We start from the raw sequence: 15,763 nt of genomic DNA, 5'->3' as shown, positions 1-15,763 counted from the left end.
GAAAGTAGGTGACATTGTGGGGAAAATTATTGCGATCACAAACCAAAAAGGTGGCGTTGGTAAAACGACAACCTCTGTTAACCTGGGAGCTTGTTTAGCTTACATCGGGAAAAGGGTTTTGTTAGTCGACATAGACCCGCAAGGAAACGCAACAAGCGGTATCGGCGTTGAAAAGGCTGATGTTGATCAATGTGTGTACGATATATTAGTAGATGATGCAGATGTAAAAGATGTCATCAAAACAACATCCGTAGAAAACTTGGATGTCATTCCTGCAACGATTCAGCTTGCGGGGGCGGAAATTGAACTCGTTCCGACCATTTCCCGTGAAGTCCGGCTGAAAAGGGCTTTGGAATCTGTTAAACAAAACTATGATTTCATGATTATTGACTGTCCGCCGTCATTAGGGCTGCTTACAATCAATGCGCTTACGGCGTCCGATTCCGTCGTGATTCCGGTTCAGTGCGAATATTATGCGCTGGAAGGGCTGAGCCAGCTGCTCAACTCTGTCCGGCTCGTACAAAAACATTTAAATACGGATCTGATGATAGACGGTGTATTGCTGACAATGCTTGATGCAAGAACGAATTTAGGCATACAGGTCATCGAAGAAGTGAAAAAGTACTTCCGCGATAAAGTATACCAAACCGTTATCCCACGGAATGTCCGGCTCAGTGAAGCGCCGAGCCATGGAAAGCCGATCATTTTATATGATCCGCGTTCCAGAGGAGCGGAAGTCTATTTAGAATTAGCAAAGGAAGTGGCTGCGAATGCCTAAAGGTCTCGGAAAAGGGATTAATGCATTGTTTTCAAATGTTGATTTATCCGAAGAAACGGTTGAGGAAATTAAGCTGCAAGACTTGCGGCCCAACCCTTATCAGCCAAGAAAAACGTTTGATGACCAATCGTTAAAAGATTTGAAGGAGTCCATTTTGCAACACGGTGTTTTGCAGCCCATCATCGTCAGAAAGTCAATTAAAGGCTATGATATTGTAGCCGGAGAACGCCGCTACCGGGCTGCTGAAAAAGCCGGATTGGAAACCATTCCTGCGATTGTGCGCGAGCTGTCGGAATCCCTGATGATGGAGATTGCCCTATTGGAAAATCTTCAACGAGAAGACCTGTCTCCGCTTGAAGAAGCAAAAGCCTATGAATCTTTGCTCAAACATCTCGATATGACCCAGGAACAGCTGGCAAAAAGGCTTGGAAAAAGCAGGCCTCACATCGCCAACCACTTACGGCTGCTGACACTACCTGAAGACGTTCAAAAGTTAATCGACAACGGCACGTTATCGATGGGCCATGGCCGAACATTGCTTGGATTGAAAAACAAGAAAAAGCTTGAGCCGCTTGTTCAAAAGGTCGTGTCCGAACAGCTGAACGTTCGCCAGCTTGAAAAGTTAATTCAACAGTTGAATGCTGATGTTCCACGTGAAACAAAGAAGCCGAAACAAGTAAAAGATGCAGTAATCAAAGAACGAGAGTCGTACTTGCGAAACTATTTTGGAACACCGGTGACCATTAAAAAGCAAAAGAAAAAAGGCAGAATCGAAATCGAATTTTACTCAAATGAAGACTTGGAGCGTATTCTCGAATTGCTAGCCCAAGAAGACGCATAAGCTTAAAAACCATCTGATCATGTACAGATGGTTTTTTTATGACATCCTTCCGGTCATTTTTTGAATTGGTGACACATGGCGTCGCTGCCACCCGGCTTTCTCCAGATGCGACAACCCGTCAGCAAGCACATTTGCCATGCTCATGACAAGGTTGAGTCTTGTATTTTGCAGGACAAAATACTCCATAAAGCCGCTGACATTGACAATTCCGTTAATATGCACGTGGCCGACTTCAGGCAAGCTTTTCTGAACGCCTGCTCCCGGCTTCAAAGGTCCTTTGCCGATTTGAAAAGATCCCACGCTTTTGGTTCGTCCAAGACAGGCATCGATCGCGATTATAAATGGATTTTGATGCTGCTGATGAATATGATCAATCTTTTCATTTAAGTTTACGGCGTGAACCGGGTCGGCAAGTGTTCCATAGACATGAAAACGTGTCAGCTGTTTTGCGGAGAGTTTCATTCCTACGAGGGGACCGAGCGAATCTCCGGTGGAGCGGTCTGTACCGATGCAAACGATCACGATGGGCCGGTCTTCGGCTTCCTTTAAATAGACGGAAAGAACTTTCTCTATTTGTTTCACAGCTAGCGGATCCGAATGAGAAATATATTCATTTATTGGTTCTTGAGAAAAAATTCCGCCTTTTCGATTCATAGGCTTCACATCCTTGTCATCATGGTAACAGCAGTGCCTTGGTGTATTTTTCGAGTATGAATGGTTGTTTACAGTATATCCAGCTGTCTCTTTTTTTATGCTTTGGATGAAACGATTTGGTCAGCCGAAAAAAATACTTTACTAAAAGAAGATATGATAATTCACTTTATTATATTGATATAATTTATTCATTTGAATGAGAAAAGTCGAAAGGGGTTTCATGAATTTTTATAGAGGACCGGCAATATAGTGTCATGAGCGGAGAAACAAGCTTAAAAACTATATTGCTGGGGTGAGCAAATCGTGTGGAGAGCCGGGATGAAGTGGATGCTTCTTATTTTAGGAAGCTTAATAGGTGCGGGATATGCGTCCGGCCAGGAAATATGGCAGTTTTTTGGTGATGAAAGCGGACTGGCTATCCTGTTGTTTACGATCATGTTCAGCCTGTCAACCTATATTGTGATGAAGATCAGCTACGAACAAAAATCAGAGCATTTTCTGCCTGTGCTCGAAACATTAATCGGTCCGCTGCTGGCTAAAGTATACGATGTGTTGATTATCCTGTATTTGTTTACGACGACGATTGTGATGATTGCAGGAGGCGGGGTAACGCTGCAAATCTTCCATATCCCGTTTTGGACGGGCGTCATCTTATTTTGTTTATGCACAGGGTTGTTGTTTTTCTGGGGGCTTAATGGCATATTGTCCGTTAACAGCTACTTAATCCCGATTTTGGTGGCTGGGCTGTTGTATGCGCTGATTTCTTTTCAAACCGCTCATCATCAGCCGTGGCTGCTCAATTTGACTCATCAATACAACTGGCCTGCCGGGATCGCATTCACTTCGCTGAACATATTATCTGTTGTCGCTGTATTGTCTGCGGTCGGCAAAGAGATGAAGGGAGTCGGAGAAGCGAAGATTGCCAGCATATTAAGCGGCCTGGTGTTTGGCGCTATTTCATACATGTACAATGAGACCCTTGTAGAGCTTGCCGGTGAACTGGCCCATTATGAAATTCCTTTATTCGCGGTTTTGGAGGGCGCGCCTTTTCCGATTTTTATTTTTATGACGGCTGTTCTTTGCGTCGCGATCTACACAACGACGATCTCAAGCATTCTCGGGCTGTCCAGCCGCTTTCTGTCACTTGTGAACTGGCCGAGATGGGTAATCGTCCTCCTGCTCCTGTCGATCATGGTGCCTTTTACATCAATCGGCTTTTCAAATTTAATCGCTTTTTTATATCCAATTTACGGGTTATTAAATTTGTATTTATTGGTAAATATTTTACTTTATCCAATTTTAAGTAAATGGAAATAAATATATTTATGGTTATGAAGAATTGCTCTTTCGCTGTAGTTTTTTGTACAATAAGATCACAACAAGGAAGCAAAGAGGTGAACGATGTTGGCCGATAAAGAATTTGGCCTGAATGACGTGGTCGAAATGAAAAAGCCGCATCCTTGCGGGACGAACCGCTGGAAGATCATTCGGATGGGAATGGATATCCGGATTAAGTGCGAAGGCTGTTCACACAGTGTCATGATCCCGCGTAAAGAGTTTCAAAGAAAGCTGAAAAAGATATTAGTTAAGCATGAGGAGTCCGAATCTTAATCTTAGCGGACCCCCCTCATGCTTTTTTTTTCGATCTCAACGAAAAATGAATTTTCACCTAGTTTGTATGAGTGAAAAGCAAGTTTTGTCAGCTTGTCTTTTACTGTAATCATCCTTATAATTGTTGCAGGTTTAACATTTACGACTACACATGGATGTTCATTATAGAGGAGATGAAACAATGGCTTTAACAGCTGGGATTGTTGGTTTGCCTAACGTTGGGAAATCAACCTTATTTAATGCAATTACTCAGGCCGGGGCAGAATCGGCCAACTACCCGTTTTGTACGATTGATCCAAACGTCGGAATCGTAGAGGTTCCTGATGAGCGTCTGCAAAAGCTGACAGAACTCGTCAATCCGAAGAAGACGGTCCCTACCGCATTTGAATTCACCGATATCGCCGGCATTGTAAAAGGAGCATCAAAAGGAGAAGGGCTCGGAAACAAGTTCCTGTCCCACATCCGCCAAGTGGACGCAATCTGCCATGTTGTCCGCTGTTTTGCCGACGACAATATCACGCACGTGTCCGGGAAAGTAGACCCGATTTCGGATATCGAGACGATCAACCTTGAGCTGATACTGGCTGACCTTGAAACCGTTGAGAAGCGGATCGGCCGGGTCGGAAAGATGGCCAAGCAAAAAGACAAAGAAGCCGTGTTTGAATTTGAGATTTTGACAAAGTTAAAAGAGGCATTTGAAGAGGAAAAGCCGGCCCGTTCTGTCGAGTTCTCGGAAGAGCAGCAAAAGGTGTTGAAGCAGCTTCATCTGCTGACGACAAAACCTGTCTTATATGTAGCGAATGTCAGCGAGGATGAAGTGGCTGATCCTTCAGGAAACGAGTACGTCCAGAAGGTCCGGGAATTTGCTGCTGCTGAAAACGCGGAAGTCATCGTCGTCTGCGCCAAAATTGAGTCCGAAATCGCAGAGCTTGAAGGCGAAGAGAAGGCGATGTTCCTTGAAGAACTCGGCATCGAAGAATCCGGTCTGGATCAGCTGATTAAAGCGTCTTACTCCCTCCTTGGACTAGCCACTTATTTTACAGCGGGAGAACAGGAAGTCAGAGCCTGGACATTTAAAAAAGGAATGAAAGCCCCTGAATGTGCGGGCATCATCCATACAGACTTTGAACGCGGATTTATCCGTGCGGAAACGGTTGCTTACGACGATCTGCTGGAGGCGGGAAGCATGGCCTCAGCAAAAGAGGCCGGAAAAGTCCGCCTTGAAGGGAAAGAATACATTGTGAAAGACGGCGATGTCATTCATTTCCGTTTTAATGTATAACGCGGTTGAAATAGGACAAGAGCTTTGATATAATATAAAATTGTGAGTAATAGGATTATTGCTCCTTGCCCAATATAATGGGCCGCTTAGTCCAAAAGGAGGTGCAAATACAAATGAGAAAGTACGAAATCATGTACATCATCCGCCCAGACGTTGATGAAGAGTCTAAAAAGGCTGTTGTTGAGCGTTTTAACAACATTTTAACAACTAACGGTGCGGAGGTCACTGAAACAAAAGATTGGGGAAAACGCCGTCTTGCGTACGAAATCAACGATTTCCGCGACGGATTCTACCAAATCTTAAACGTTCAAGCTGGAGCTGAAGCAGTTCAAGAATTTGACCGTTTAGCTAAAATCAGTGATGACATCATTCGCCACATCGTGGTTAAAGAAGAAGAATAAACAGAATTGAATTATATACTCTAAAGCAAAAGGATGGTCTCTCAATATGCTTAACCGAGTTGTTTTAGTCGGCAGACTGACAAAGGACCCAGAGCTTCGTTATACTCCAAGCGGTGCAGCTGTTGCCACCTTTACGCTTGCTGTCAATCGTACGTTTACGAATCAGCAGGGTGAACGTGAAGCTGATTTCATCAACTGTGTTGTCTGGAGAAGACAAGCCGAAAACGTTGCGAATTTCCTTAAAAAGGGAAGTCTTGCGGGTGTAGATGGACGTTTGCAAACGCGCAGCTATGAAAATCAGCAAGGACAGCGTGTATACGTTACGGAAGTTCAAGCTGAAAGTGTTCAATTTCTGGAGCCTAAAGGCGGCGGTTCTGGTTCAGGCGGTTACAGCGGAGGCCAGGGAGGCCAACACTTTGGCGGCGGACAGAATGAACCGGCTCCATTCGGCGGCAGTCAAAACAATCAGAATCGCAATCAAGGCAACAGCTTCAATGACGATCCATTCGCAAACGATGGAAAGCCGATTGACATCTCTGATGACGACTTGCCATTTTAATGGATGACGGACGAATAAAACAAAACCAGAATAGAAAGGAGGGAAATAACGATGGCAGGAGGACGCAGAGGCGGTCGTGCGAAACGCCGTAAAGTGTGTTATTTCACTTCTAACGGCATTACGCACATCGACTACAAAGATGTAGATCTTCTTAGAAAATTTATCTCTGAGCGCGGTAAAATCTTACCACGCCGTGTAACAGGAACAAGCGCGAAATACCAACGTAAATTGACTGTTGCAATCAAACGCGCTCGTCAAATGGCTTTACTTCCATACGTAGCAGGCGAGTAAGCCGATAAAAGGAACAAGACCCAATACGGTCTTGTTCTTTTTTTATTCATCAAAAACCGGGTCGTTTCCTGCAGCATTCAGGTTTCCTGCTTGTCAATCTGTATCCGTTTGATGTCGCCGAGGACTGCAAGGTAGAACACGAGTCCAAGCAGTAAAACAAACCCGGCTACTAGAAAGCTGAGCGTAAATGAACCGGTCACATCGACCAGATAACCCGTTAAAGAAACCGCGATAATCCCTCCGAATAAGTTATTTGCCAAATTGACCATTGAGCTAAGCAGAGAGATGGAACCAGCCGGTGCAATATCAGCTGATATCGACCAGCCAACGGGCGCAGTCGCAGATATTCCGGCTAAGCCGACGGAAATGCAGATGATCGCGATCGTGATGTTGTGCGTGAAGACAGCTCCCAAAAAGGCAAATCCAAGGCTCATGCCGATTGCGATGATGGTCTGGTATACTTTTGTATTCGAATGCCCCTTTTGAATTAAAAAATCGACGAGCCATCCGCCCACAACGATTCCGGAAATCGTCGATATCAGCCAGGGAACCGCAGTAAACAGCCCCGATGACATAATATCCATTCCGTATGTTTCTTTAAAGAAAGTCGGGAGCCAGGTTAAGAGCAGGTTGAATGTATAGCCATAACCCGTGAATCCGATCATCAGCCCCCATGCTTTGCGGTTTGCAAGCATTGCTTTTAAAGCAATGAGCGTCCGTTCCGAGATGTCTTTCTCTGATACGGCATTATGCTTTTGAATGTAATGGAGCTCCTCTTTTGAGATTCGTTTGTGCCGATCGGGTTGTTCATAGTACATCCAGAAAAATACGGTAAATAGTACATTGATGATTCCAATCGTTAAAAAAGCGGCTCGCCAGTCAAATGTCGTGACTAAAAAGGCAACGAGAGGCGCACCGATGACATTTGCGAACTTGGCCGCTGAGTCGAACAGGGAATTGGCAAGACCGCGCTCATTTTGCGGAAACCATAAGGCCGTGGCTTTGGAAGCGGCAGGAAATGCTGAAGCACTCGTCAGCCCGATTAAAAATCTGACAATATAAAGAAGCAATTTCCCCTGTAAAAAAGCCAATATAATGGTTAGAAAACTCCATACGGTCATTCCGACCCTTGTTACCCAGGCAACGCCGTACTTGTCCAAGAGACTCCCGACCGGAATCTGCATCAGCGTGTATGAATAGGTATAGATGGAAAAGACAATGCCTAATTGGGTTGCCGTCAATTGAAAGGAATCCTGTATCGCAGGAGCCGCGACTGAAATAGCAACACGGTCAAAGTAATTTAAAATGATCATGCTGCTTAATAAAGAAGAAATATACCATCTTGTATGCCCCGGTCGTTTTTCCAGCTCTTGCGCCATATTGAAACCTCCTCTAATGATTAGATTGGACTCTTTTCAAAATTACATTCTTAATTTCTTCGTGTTCATTTCCACGGGATTGCGGGGAGTAAACGGCCGCGGAAAAAAAACCATATAGACATTTTGATACAGGTCTGCTAAAGTGAAACATGTTAAAAACAGATGGCTTCTATGAGAGTTAGAAGCAAATGATTACGAACGAGGTGTTGAATCTTTGAATGTTAAACAATTAAATAGCGAATGGTTTTCTAATGTACGGGGGGATATCCTTTCGGGTATCGTCGTAGCGCTTGCTCTCATTCCTGAAGCCATAGCGTTTTCCATCATTGCGGGTGTAGACCCGATGGTCGGTTTGTACGCATCTTTTTGTATTGCTGTTGTCATTTCCTTTACGGGCGGCCGTCCGGCGATGATATCAGCCGCGACCGGGGCGATGGCTCTTTTGATGGGATCTTTGGTCAGGGATCACGGGCTTGATTATTTATTTGCTGCTACGATTTTAACGGGAATCATCCAATTGATATTTGGGGTGCTGAAGATTGCGCGCTTTATGAAATTTATTCCGCGGTCGGTTATGGTAGGTTTCGTAAATGCGCTCGCCATTTTAATCTTTATGGCGCAGGTTCCTCATTTTGTTGGAGTTTCGAATATGACGTATGTTGTGGTCGGGATTACGTTGTTGATTATCTATGTTCTTCCCCGCTTTACAAAAGCCGTTCCATCTGCACTTGTTGCTATTATTGCGATGACTGCATTTGCTATTTTTGGCCATTTTGATTTGCGCACTGTCGGTGATTTGGGAGAAATAAAGCAATCATTGCCTGCTTTTATGATCCCCAATATTCCTTTCAATTTTGAGACGTTGGCCATTATTTTTCCAACAGCCTTTGCGCTTTCCATCGTCGGCTTGCTTGAGTCATTATTAACCTCTTCTATTGTTGATGATATGACGGATACGGAAAGCGATAAAAACAAGGAAAGCCGCGGACAGGGCATCGCCAACATTGTCGCCGGGTTTTTCGGAGGCATGGCGGGATGCGCGATGATCGGCCAGTCTGTGATCAATGTGAAATCAGGAGGAAGAGGCCGCTTGTCCACTTTGGTTGCCGGCGTTTTCTTAATGTTTTTGATCATGGTGCTGGGCGACTGGGTCGTACAGATTCCGATGGCGGCCTTAGCCGGTGTGATGATTATGGTATCGATCGGTACGTTTGACTGGTCTTCGTTCAGCATGTTAAGAAAGGTGCCGCTAACGGATTCCATTGTCATGCTTGTGACCGTTATTACCGTTGTGGCGACCCACGATTTATCAAAAGGGGTTTTCGCCGGTGTTATTTTGAGCGCGATCTTCTTCGTGGCGAAAATTTCTAAATTGAAGATTGAAGAAACGTCAGAAGAACATGCGATCAAGTACATCATCAAAGGACAAGTTTTCTTTGCATCTGTTCAAGATTTCGTAAAGTCTTTTAAAACGGATGAGCAAACGAAAAAGGTTATTCTTGATTTTTCAGAGGCCCATATATGGGATGATTCCGCTGTGGCGGCTATCGATAAAGTCGTTTTGAAAATGAAAGATCAGGGAATAGACGTTGACTTAATTGGTTTAAATGAGTCCAGCTGGAAGCTGGTCGAAAAACTGGCAACTTATGATCAGCCTCATCGTTCAGTGTCAAATCACTAAGAAACGGGTGATGAAGGGTGTATAGAAATATATTGCTGGCTGCTGACGGCTCAAAGCATTCTGAAAGAGCGGCCGATCATGCGATTCATTTGGCTTCCATGTCAAAGCAGGCGGTCGTTGACGTTATTTATGTATTGGATTATGCGAAAGCAAAACATGAAGTTCTGCATAGCGAAAACCGTGCAGAACTCGAACGTGAACGGCGCAGCAGGCTGCTGTCGATAGAAAATAAATTAAAACAATCGGCCGTTCCCTATCAAATGACGATGCAGCACGGGGAGCCGGGCCCGACGATAGTATCGTACGCCAACCATCATGATGTTGATATCGTGATTATCGGAAGCAGGGGGCTGAACACTTTGCAGGAAATGGTGCTGGGAAGTGTCAGCCATAAAGTGGCGAAAAGAGTGAAGTGTCCGGTTTTAATTGTAAAATAGCCTAAAACAGAGCCAGTAAGGATCCTATCCTTGCTGGCTTTTTTATCTCATCGATATCGCTTTTTGCGCGTGCATGGCGTCGCCTTTTAGCAGGTCAACGAGATTATAGGCGGGATATAAGCCTTTTTGGTACATAAAATAAAAAATTTGCTCATGCAATTTAATAGCCGCATTGATTTGTTTAACAAACACTCTCCTGAGTTCAGGCGTCGCCGTTTCCGTGATCGCAATCGCATAGTTTCGAACGGTCGTTTTCGCCAATACCAACAGATCACCCGCATCAAAATACAGGTCGGCCCGTTCTTCCTCCCGATGAAATGCCGGGGTTTTTGGCAAAAAGGGAAGAAGCTCCCTTAAATTTTGCTCCAATGCCTTCGCTGAAACACTGTAAAGCTGTCTTAACTGAGGATCGCTGATTTTTTTCATGCTTTTTTTGATCTTGACCAATCCGACAGACTGGGCCGCGATCAGTTCATGCAACTCCATCGTTTCATGCCAAGCCAATGTTTTTGTTGTCATGCAGATTCTCCTTTATTGCTTTTTCTTAGTCAGCATATGCCCATTGCCGTCAAAAGGTTAATAGAAGAATCGGACGGACGTTTTAGACCGTTTTGGAAAGGGGAAATCAAATAATACGGGATTTTTGCATCTAAGTGACAACAATGAGAGGTGATCAATGTGTTGGATGTGTTGAAGGACTTTTTTCTATTCTTGAGCGGCGGGCTTCGCGTGACGCTTCTGATCGCAATTTTGATTATATTGTTGTTGATCAGAAAAGCGAGAAAGAAAAATAAAGAGAAGTCGGGGTTTCTCGACTGACAGTGTTTCACATGGAACATTTACTCGTTTTCTCAAGCCTTATGATCGTTTTACTTGCGATTTGACCTTATGTTAGAATAAAGAAACAATGAGAGAAGGCCGAGACCTGCTCATCTCATCGTCTTTATTTGAAAATGAAATTTTCGGCGTTAGAAAAGAGCAGTCGTCTATGCTGCTCTTTTTGATTCATGACATTTAAACATACGAGGTGAACAAGTGAAACAAACAAGAGCTTTAGTAGAAGGCGCTATCATGGTCAGTATTTTTGCCGTTTTGCTGATGATCAGCCTCTATATGCCTTTTATCGGAACCATTCTTTTATTGACGCTGCCGCTGCCTGCCATGGTTCAAACAATCAGGCACGGTCCAAAGCCCGGGATTTCGGTAGGGTTGGTCAGTTTACCCGTTTCGTTGATTGCCGGTTCCTTAGGCGGGCTGATGTTTGCTATTCCAGTAAGTGCTGCGGGTGTGATCATGGGCTTTTTCTACAGAAGAAAAGAGCCAGCCCAAGCGATTGCTGCATCAGCTGTTACATACATGATTTCGATCGTGCTGCTGCTTTTCATCAGCATTCAGTTTCTCGGGTTAAACTTAATAGAGACGGCCAATCAAGCATATAATGAAACAATCAAAACCTTTGAATCAAGTATCAAACAGTTTGGAAATGATAAAGAAGCGGCTAAACAGATCGAATTGCTGAATGAACAATTCAAACAGGCGCAATATTTATATCCGACAGCCATTGTGATATTTTCCGGAATCACCGCGTTTTTGAATCACCTGCTCGCCAAGCCGGTGCTTCGGCGCATCATCCAAATACCGTCTTTGAAACCGTTCAGGGATATGAGGCTTCCGCAAAGCATGATTTGGATCTATTTATTGACGATTCTTCTGTCGCTGGCTCCCGTTGAAGAGGGCAGCATATATTACTCCATTCTGCTAAATGCGAGTCTCATCATGGGCTTTGTCTTGATCATTCAAGGGTTTTCATTTGTGTTTTACTTTTGCCATGCCAAGAAACTGCCAACTGTCCTGCCGGTTCTTTTTTTAATTATCGGGTTGTTTTCGCCCCTGATGTACCTTGTTCGCATCTTAGGTATAATTGACATAGGCTTTAACTTGAGAGAAAGAGTAAAAAAATCGTAGCCACGATGTTCTCCAATGGTGAGGAGTTGATTTGAGTGCCAAGTTTTTATGAAAAACCGTTATTTCGATACCCCATATATTCTTTAATCGTCGTCACAATCATTTCTGTCCTCATCAACATTTATTTTAATTGGGTGGCAGGAGCGGCCGGCGTTCTGATTCTGGGTGTCATATTGTACTTTTTGAGACGGGCGGACTCCCAAATCAGAAAAGAGCTGGACGATTATATATCGACGCTGTCTTACCGTCTGAAAAAAGTCGGGGAAGAGGCGCTGCTCGAAATGCCGATCGGGATCATGCTGTTTAACGATCAGTACTATATCGAGTGGGCCAATCCTTTTATGGCGTCATGCTTTAATGAAAATACGCTCGTCGGCAGGTCGCTTTATGATACTTGTGAATCTGTCGTCCCTTTGATTAAGCAGGAAGTGGACACAGAAACGATTACGCTGAATGAGCGGAAATTTAATGTGGTTATCAAACGGGAAGAAAAGCTGCTTTATTTCTTCGATGTCACAGAGCAGACGCAGATTGAGAGACAATACGAAAATGAAAGAACGGTTCTTGCCTACATCTTTCTCGATAATTACGATGATGTGACACAAGGGCTTGATGACCAGACAAGAAGCTCGATAAACAGTGAAGTGACATCGCTTTTGAACCAGTGGGCCCAAGAGTACGGCATTTTCTTAAAACGGGTTTCCTCTGAGCGGTTTATCGGAGTATTAAACGAACACATATTAAGCGAGCTTGAAGCATCAAAGTTTTCGATCCTTGATGAAGTTCGGGAGAAGACATCCGTTCATACGATCTCCTTGACGTTAAGCATCGGAATCGGTGCATCTGTTGCATCATTGAAAGAGCTCGGCGACTTGGCGCAATCCAGCCTTGACTTGGCTCTGGGACGCGGAGGAGATCAGGTGGCAATCAAGCAGCCGAACGGGAAAGTGAAGTTTTACGGCGGTAAGACGAATCCGATGGAAAAACGGACGCGCGTCAGAGCCAGGGTCATTTCACACGCCCTCAAGGAGATTGTCTCTGAAAGCAGCAATGTGATTATCATGGGTCATAAGTTTCCCGATATGGATTCGATCGGATCAGCCATCGGGATTTTGAAGGTCGCTCAAGCAAACGGCAAAGACGGTTTTGTCGTGATCGACTCCAATCAGATCGGTTCAAGCGTTCAAAGACTGATCGGGGAAATTAAAAAATACGAAGAACTGTGGTCCAGGTTTATTACGCCGGAAGAGGCGCTTGAGATTGCGAAAGACGACACGCTGCTCGTGATCGTTGATACACATAAGCCTTCCTTTGTCATTGAAGAAAGGCTGGTCAATAAAATTGAAAATATCGTCGTTATCGATCATCATAGAAGAGGGGAAGAGTTTATTAAAGACCCGCTGCTCGTCTATATGGAGCCGTACGCTTCATCTACAGCGGAGCTTGTGACAGAGCTGCTCGAATACCAGCCGAAGCGTTTAAAAATTAACATGATCGAAGCAACAGCCCTTTTGGCCGGGATTATTGTCGATACGAAGAGCTTCTCGCTGCGCACCGGTTCCCGTACGTTCGATGCGGCGTCATATTTGCGGGCAAAAGGCGCTGACACCGTATTGGTGCAAAAGTTTTTAAAAGAAACCGCCGATCATTATATTAAAAGGGCGAAGCTGATTCAGCATACCGTTTTCTATCAAAACGGCATCGCCATCGCATCGCTGCCGGACGATGAGGCGGACGAATATTTTGACCAGGTTATCATTGCGCAAGCCGCGGATTCTCTTCTGTCCATGAGCGATGTCGAAGCGTCATTTGCTGTGGCGAGAAGAGACGAGAATATGGTATGCATCAGTGCGAGATCGCTCGGCGAAGTGAATGTTCAAATCATCATGGAAGCGCTCGAGGGCGGCGGTCATTTAACCAATGCCGCGACACAGCTGACCCATATCACGGTTGAAGAAACGCTCCGCCGACTGAAAGAAGCGATTGACGAGTATTTCGAAGGAGGCATTCAGAAATGAAGGTAATTTTCTTACAGGATGTTAAAGGCAAAGGGAAAAAAGGCGAAGTGAAAAATGTAGCGGATGGATACGCGCACAACTTTTTGATCAAAAAAGGGCTGGCTGTTGAAGCGACATCATCCAATATCAGCGCGCTTGAAGGCCAGAAGAAAAAAGAGAAGAAAGAAGCCGCTGAAGAACTGAAACATGCGAAAGAGCTGAAAAAACAACTTGAGGACATCACGGTGGAACTTTCAGCCAAGTCCGGAGAAGGCGGCCGTCTATTCGGCTCCGTGACAAGCAAACAAATCGCGGACGCGCTGCAAAAAAGCCACCAGTTAAAAATCGACAAACGTAAAATCGAATTAAACGATGCGATTCGCTCATTGGGATATACAAATGTTCCCGTGAAACTCCATCCAGAAGTACAAGCAACACTGAAAGTTCACGTGAAAGAGCAATCATAAAATAACAAAGCCCCTTCATGCAAAGTGCAGAAGGGGCTTATCTTTTATTCAGTGCGTTTTCTCATTTCATTGGCCAAGAATTCAACGTCTGTACCGATGATCACCTGTACATCGTGCTGATTGAGCTTCACGAATCCTTTCGCTCCCATGGCTTTCATCGTGCTTTCATCCAGTTTAGAAGCATCGCGGACCTTGAGACGGAGGCGGGTTACACAATTGTTCAGCGTCTCGATGTTTTCTTTTCCTCCAAGCGCTTCGATGTATTTGTCCGCAAGGGTATCGTATTTGGACGATCCTGTGTCAGGGCTGACAGGTGTGTTTTCCTGGTCATCGTCCTCCTCTCGTCCAGGCGTTTTCAAATTGAGCTTCGTAATCAGGAAATAAAAGATGATGAAATAAATAATGCCGTATACAAGACCGAGCGGCAGCAAAAGCAGCGGCTTTGTGGCGATTCCAAAGTTTAAAAGGTAGTCGATCGTCCCGGCTGAAAAGGTAAAGCCGTGGTGGATACCGAGCATATTGGTCACGGTCATGGCGCTTGCGGTTAACAAGGCGTGAATACCGAAGAGAAGCGGCGATAAAAACATGAATGTGAACTCAATCGGCTCCGTGATACCTGTTAAAAATGATGTGAACGCCAATCCGATCAGCAATCCGGCCGTTGCTTTGCGGCGATGCTTTTTCGCGGCCGCGATCATTGCCAGACATGCCGCAGGAAGACCGAACATCATGATCGGGAAGAACCCTGTCATAAAGGCGCCGGCGCTTGGATCTCCGGCAAAGAACCGGTTCATGTCACCCGTTTTGCCTGCAAATTCTCCAAAGACCATCCAAACCATATTGTTTAAAATGTGATGAAGGCCGAGCGGCAGGAGCAGTCTGTTTAAAAGACCGAATATGCCGACTCCCAATGCCCCAGCATGGATAATCCAGCCGCCAATGGCGTCAATGGCCTGCTGTGCGTAAATCCAGACGAAGCCGAAAATCCCTGCAAGAATAATGGAACAGAAGGCTGTCATAATCGGAACGCTTCGTTTTCCGCCGAAAAACCCGAGCCAGTCAGGCAGTTTTGCATCTTTAAAGCGGTTATACATGACGGCGGCGACTACACCTGAAATAATTCCGCCGAGAACGCCCATGTTCAGGTTCTCATTGATGGCTGCTAAGCCGCCTGTCAGGACAAAATAACCGATGGCTCCGGATAGTGCGGCGGCCCCGTGGCCATCCTTTGACAAACCGATTGCAACGCCTATCGCAAAGATGATCGGCAGTTGGTCAAGAATCGATTGTCCTGAAGCGGCGATAAACGGAATGTTTAACAGGTCTTCTCTTCCCAAGGCGAGCAGGAGGCCTGCAGCAGGAAGAACGGCAATCGGCAGCATGAGCGCGCGGCCGATATTTTGAAGAAATCCCAACATAG

General features: G+C 45.1%; 18 protein-coding genes. 14 read left to right on the top strand and 4 right to left on the bottom strand.

Annotated elements, in window-relative coordinates; all coding sequences use genetic code 11:
- Nucleotides 1-16 precede the first annotated feature (16 nt).
- Both soj and M1D67_RS22285 read left to right on the top strand, forming a co-directional pair.
- Entirely contained in the window at nt 17-778 is a 762-nt protein-coding gene (gene soj, locus M1D67_RS22290; protein ID WP_020453647.1) for a sporulation initiation inhibitor protein Soj, read from the top strand.
- Entirely contained in the window at nt 771-1,619 is an 849-nt protein-coding gene (locus M1D67_RS22285; protein ID WP_020453646.1) for a ParB/RepB/Spo0J family partition protein, read from the top strand. The genes soj and M1D67_RS22285 overlap by 8 nt, the downstream gene beginning before the upstream one ends.
- 36 nt (nt 1,620-1,655) lie before the next feature.
- On the opposite strand, the gene yyaC is transcribed toward M1D67_RS22285, so the two are convergent.
- On the bottom strand, nt 1,656-2,273 hold the full coding sequence (gene yyaC / locus M1D67_RS22280) for a spore protease YyaC (RefSeq protein WP_020453645.1): 618 nt from the start codon (nt 2,271-2,273) through the stop codon (nt 1,656-1,658).
- Between the two features lie 303 nt (nt 2,274-2,576).
- On the opposite strand from yyaC, the gene M1D67_RS22275 reads away from it, so the two are divergent.
- From M1D67_RS22275 to rpsR, 6 genes are all read left to right on the top strand, one after another.
- Nucleotides 2,577-3,590, top strand: coding sequence for a YkvI family membrane protein (locus tag M1D67_RS22275; protein ID WP_023856802.1), 1,014 nt, complete (start codon nt 2,577-2,579; stop codon nt 3,588-3,590).
- A gap of 87 nt (nt 3,591-3,677) precedes the next feature.
- Complete coding sequence (locus M1D67_RS22270; protein WP_011201785.1) at nt 3,678-3,884, top strand: DUF951 domain-containing protein; 207 nt, start codon at nt 3,678-3,680, stop codon at nt 3,882-3,884.
- A gap of 181 nt (nt 3,885-4,065) precedes the next feature.
- A complete protein-coding gene (ychF, locus tag M1D67_RS22265) occupies nt 4,066-5,166 on the top strand; it encodes a redox-regulated ATPase YchF (protein WP_020453643.1) in 1,101 nt (366 codons plus the stop codon).
- Between the two features lie 113 nt (nt 5,167-5,279).
- Complete coding sequence (gene rpsF, locus M1D67_RS22260) at nt 5,280-5,567, top strand: 30S ribosomal protein S6 (RefSeq protein ID WP_020453642.1); 288 nt, start codon at nt 5,280-5,282, stop codon at nt 5,565-5,567.
- A 46-nt stretch (nt 5,568-5,613) separates the two neighbouring features.
- The gene (gene ssbA / locus M1D67_RS22255) at nt 5,614-6,126 is read left to right on the top strand and encodes a single-stranded DNA-binding protein SsbA (RefSeq protein WP_003178024.1); all 513 of its coding nucleotides are present in this window, start codon (nt 5,614-5,616) and stop codon (nt 6,124-6,126) included.
- Nucleotides 6,127-6,177: 51 nt separating this feature from the next.
- Entirely contained in the window at nt 6,178-6,417 is a 240-nt protein-coding gene (gene rpsR, locus M1D67_RS22250) for a 30S ribosomal protein S18 (protein ID WP_003178022.1), read from the top strand.
- Between the two features lie 77 nt (nt 6,418-6,494).
- On the opposite strand, the gene M1D67_RS22245 is transcribed toward rpsR, so the two are convergent.
- Nucleotides 6,495-7,796: an MFS transporter gene (locus tag M1D67_RS22245; RefSeq protein ID WP_479831528.1), complete on the bottom strand. Its 1,302-nt coding sequence runs from the start codon at nt 7,794-7,796 to the stop codon at nt 6,495-6,497.
- Between the two features lie 214 nt (nt 7,797-8,010).
- On the opposite strand from M1D67_RS22245, the gene M1D67_RS22240 reads away from it, so the two are divergent.
- Both M1D67_RS22240 and M1D67_RS22235 read left to right on the top strand, forming a co-directional pair.
- Entirely contained in the window at nt 8,011-9,477 is a 1,467-nt protein-coding gene (locus tag M1D67_RS22240) for a SulP family inorganic anion transporter (RefSeq protein ID WP_020453639.1), read from the top strand.
- Between the two features lie 17 nt (nt 9,478-9,494).
- The gene (locus M1D67_RS22235; protein ID WP_020453638.1) at nt 9,495-9,914 is read left to right on the top strand and encodes a universal stress protein; all 420 of its coding nucleotides are present in this window, start codon (nt 9,495-9,497) and stop codon (nt 9,912-9,914) included.
- A 42-nt stretch (nt 9,915-9,956) separates the two neighbouring features.
- On the opposite strand, the gene M1D67_RS22230 is transcribed toward M1D67_RS22235, so the two are convergent.
- Nucleotides 9,957-10,433, bottom strand: coding sequence for a spore coat protein (locus M1D67_RS22230; protein WP_023856805.1), 477 nt, complete (start codon nt 10,431-10,433; stop codon nt 9,957-9,959).
- Nucleotides 10,434-10,592: 159 nt separating this feature from the next.
- On the opposite strand from M1D67_RS22230, the gene M1D67_RS22225 reads away from it, so the two are divergent.
- From M1D67_RS22225 to rplI, 4 genes are all read left to right on the top strand, one after another.
- Nucleotides 10,593-10,733: a hypothetical protein gene (locus M1D67_RS22225; protein WP_020453636.1), complete on the top strand. Its 141-nt coding sequence runs from the start codon at nt 10,593-10,595 to the stop codon at nt 10,731-10,733.
- Between the two features lie 216 nt (nt 10,734-10,949).
- On the top strand, nt 10,950-11,879 hold the full coding sequence (locus M1D67_RS22220; RefSeq protein ID WP_020453635.1) for a YybS family protein: 930 nt from the start codon (nt 10,950-10,952) through the stop codon (nt 11,877-11,879).
- Between the two features lie 35 nt (nt 11,880-11,914).
- Complete coding sequence (locus M1D67_RS22215) at nt 11,915-13,897, top strand: DHH family phosphoesterase (RefSeq protein WP_479831527.1); 1,983 nt, start codon at nt 11,915-11,917, stop codon at nt 13,895-13,897.
- Nucleotides 13,894-14,343 (top strand): 50S ribosomal protein L9, encoded by a 450-nt coding sequence (rplI, locus tag M1D67_RS22210; protein ID WP_020453633.1) that lies wholly within the window; start codon nt 13,894-13,896, stop codon nt 14,341-14,343. Before M1D67_RS22215 ends, rplI begins: the two co-directional genes overlap by 4 nt.
- 44 nt (nt 14,344-14,387) lie before the next feature.
- Here the strand turns inward: rplI and nagE are convergent, their stop codons facing one another.
- Nucleotides 14,388-15,761, bottom strand: coding sequence for an N-acetylglucosamine-specific PTS transporter subunit IIBC (gene nagE / locus M1D67_RS22205; RefSeq protein WP_020453632.1), 1,374 nt, complete (start codon nt 15,759-15,761; stop codon nt 14,388-14,390).
- Between the last annotated feature and the right edge of the window lie 2 nt (nt 15,762-15,763).

The sequence above is a fragment of the Bacillus sp. PK6-025 genome, from assembly GCF_056530265.1.
Note: the sequence above shows the minus strand (reverse complement) of the source record. Positions and strands in the feature narration are given on the sequence as shown.

Excerpts from the sequence above, each read along its gene's own strand:
- M1D67_RS22285 (WP_020453646.1), top strand. The coding sequence starts at position 771 with ATGCCTAAAGGTCTCGGAAAAGGGATTAATGCATTGTTTTCAAATGTT.
- yyaC (WP_020453645.1), bottom strand. The coding sequence starts at position 2,273 with ATGAATCGAAAAGGCGGAATTTTTTCTCAAGAACCAATAAATGAATAT.
- ychF (WP_020453643.1), top strand. The coding sequence starts at position 4,066 with ATGGCTTTAACAGCTGGGATTGTTGGTTTGCCTAACGTTGGGAAATCA.
- rpsF (WP_020453642.1), top strand. The coding sequence starts at position 5,280 with ATGAGAAAGTACGAAATCATGTACATCATCCGCCCAGACGTTGATGAA.
- ssbA (WP_003178024.1), top strand. The coding sequence starts at position 5,614 with ATGCTTAACCGAGTTGTTTTAGTCGGCAGACTGACAAAGGACCCAGAG.
- rpsR (WP_003178022.1), top strand. The coding sequence starts at position 6,178 with ATGGCAGGAGGACGCAGAGGCGGTCGTGCGAAACGCCGTAAAGTGTGT.
- M1D67_RS22245 (WP_479831528.1), bottom strand. The coding sequence starts at position 7,796 with ATGGCGCAAGAGCTGGAAAAACGACCGGGGCATACAAGATGGTATATT.
- M1D67_RS22230 (WP_023856805.1), bottom strand. The coding sequence starts at position 10,433 with ATGACAACAAAAACATTGGCTTGGCATGAAACGATGGAGTTGCATGAA.
- rplI (WP_020453633.1), top strand. The coding sequence starts at position 13,894 with ATGAAGGTAATTTTCTTACAGGATGTTAAAGGCAAAGGGAAAAAAGGC.
- nagE (WP_020453632.1), bottom strand. The coding sequence starts at position 15,761 with ATGTTGGGATTTCTTCAAAATATCGGCCGCGCGCTCATGCTGCCGATT.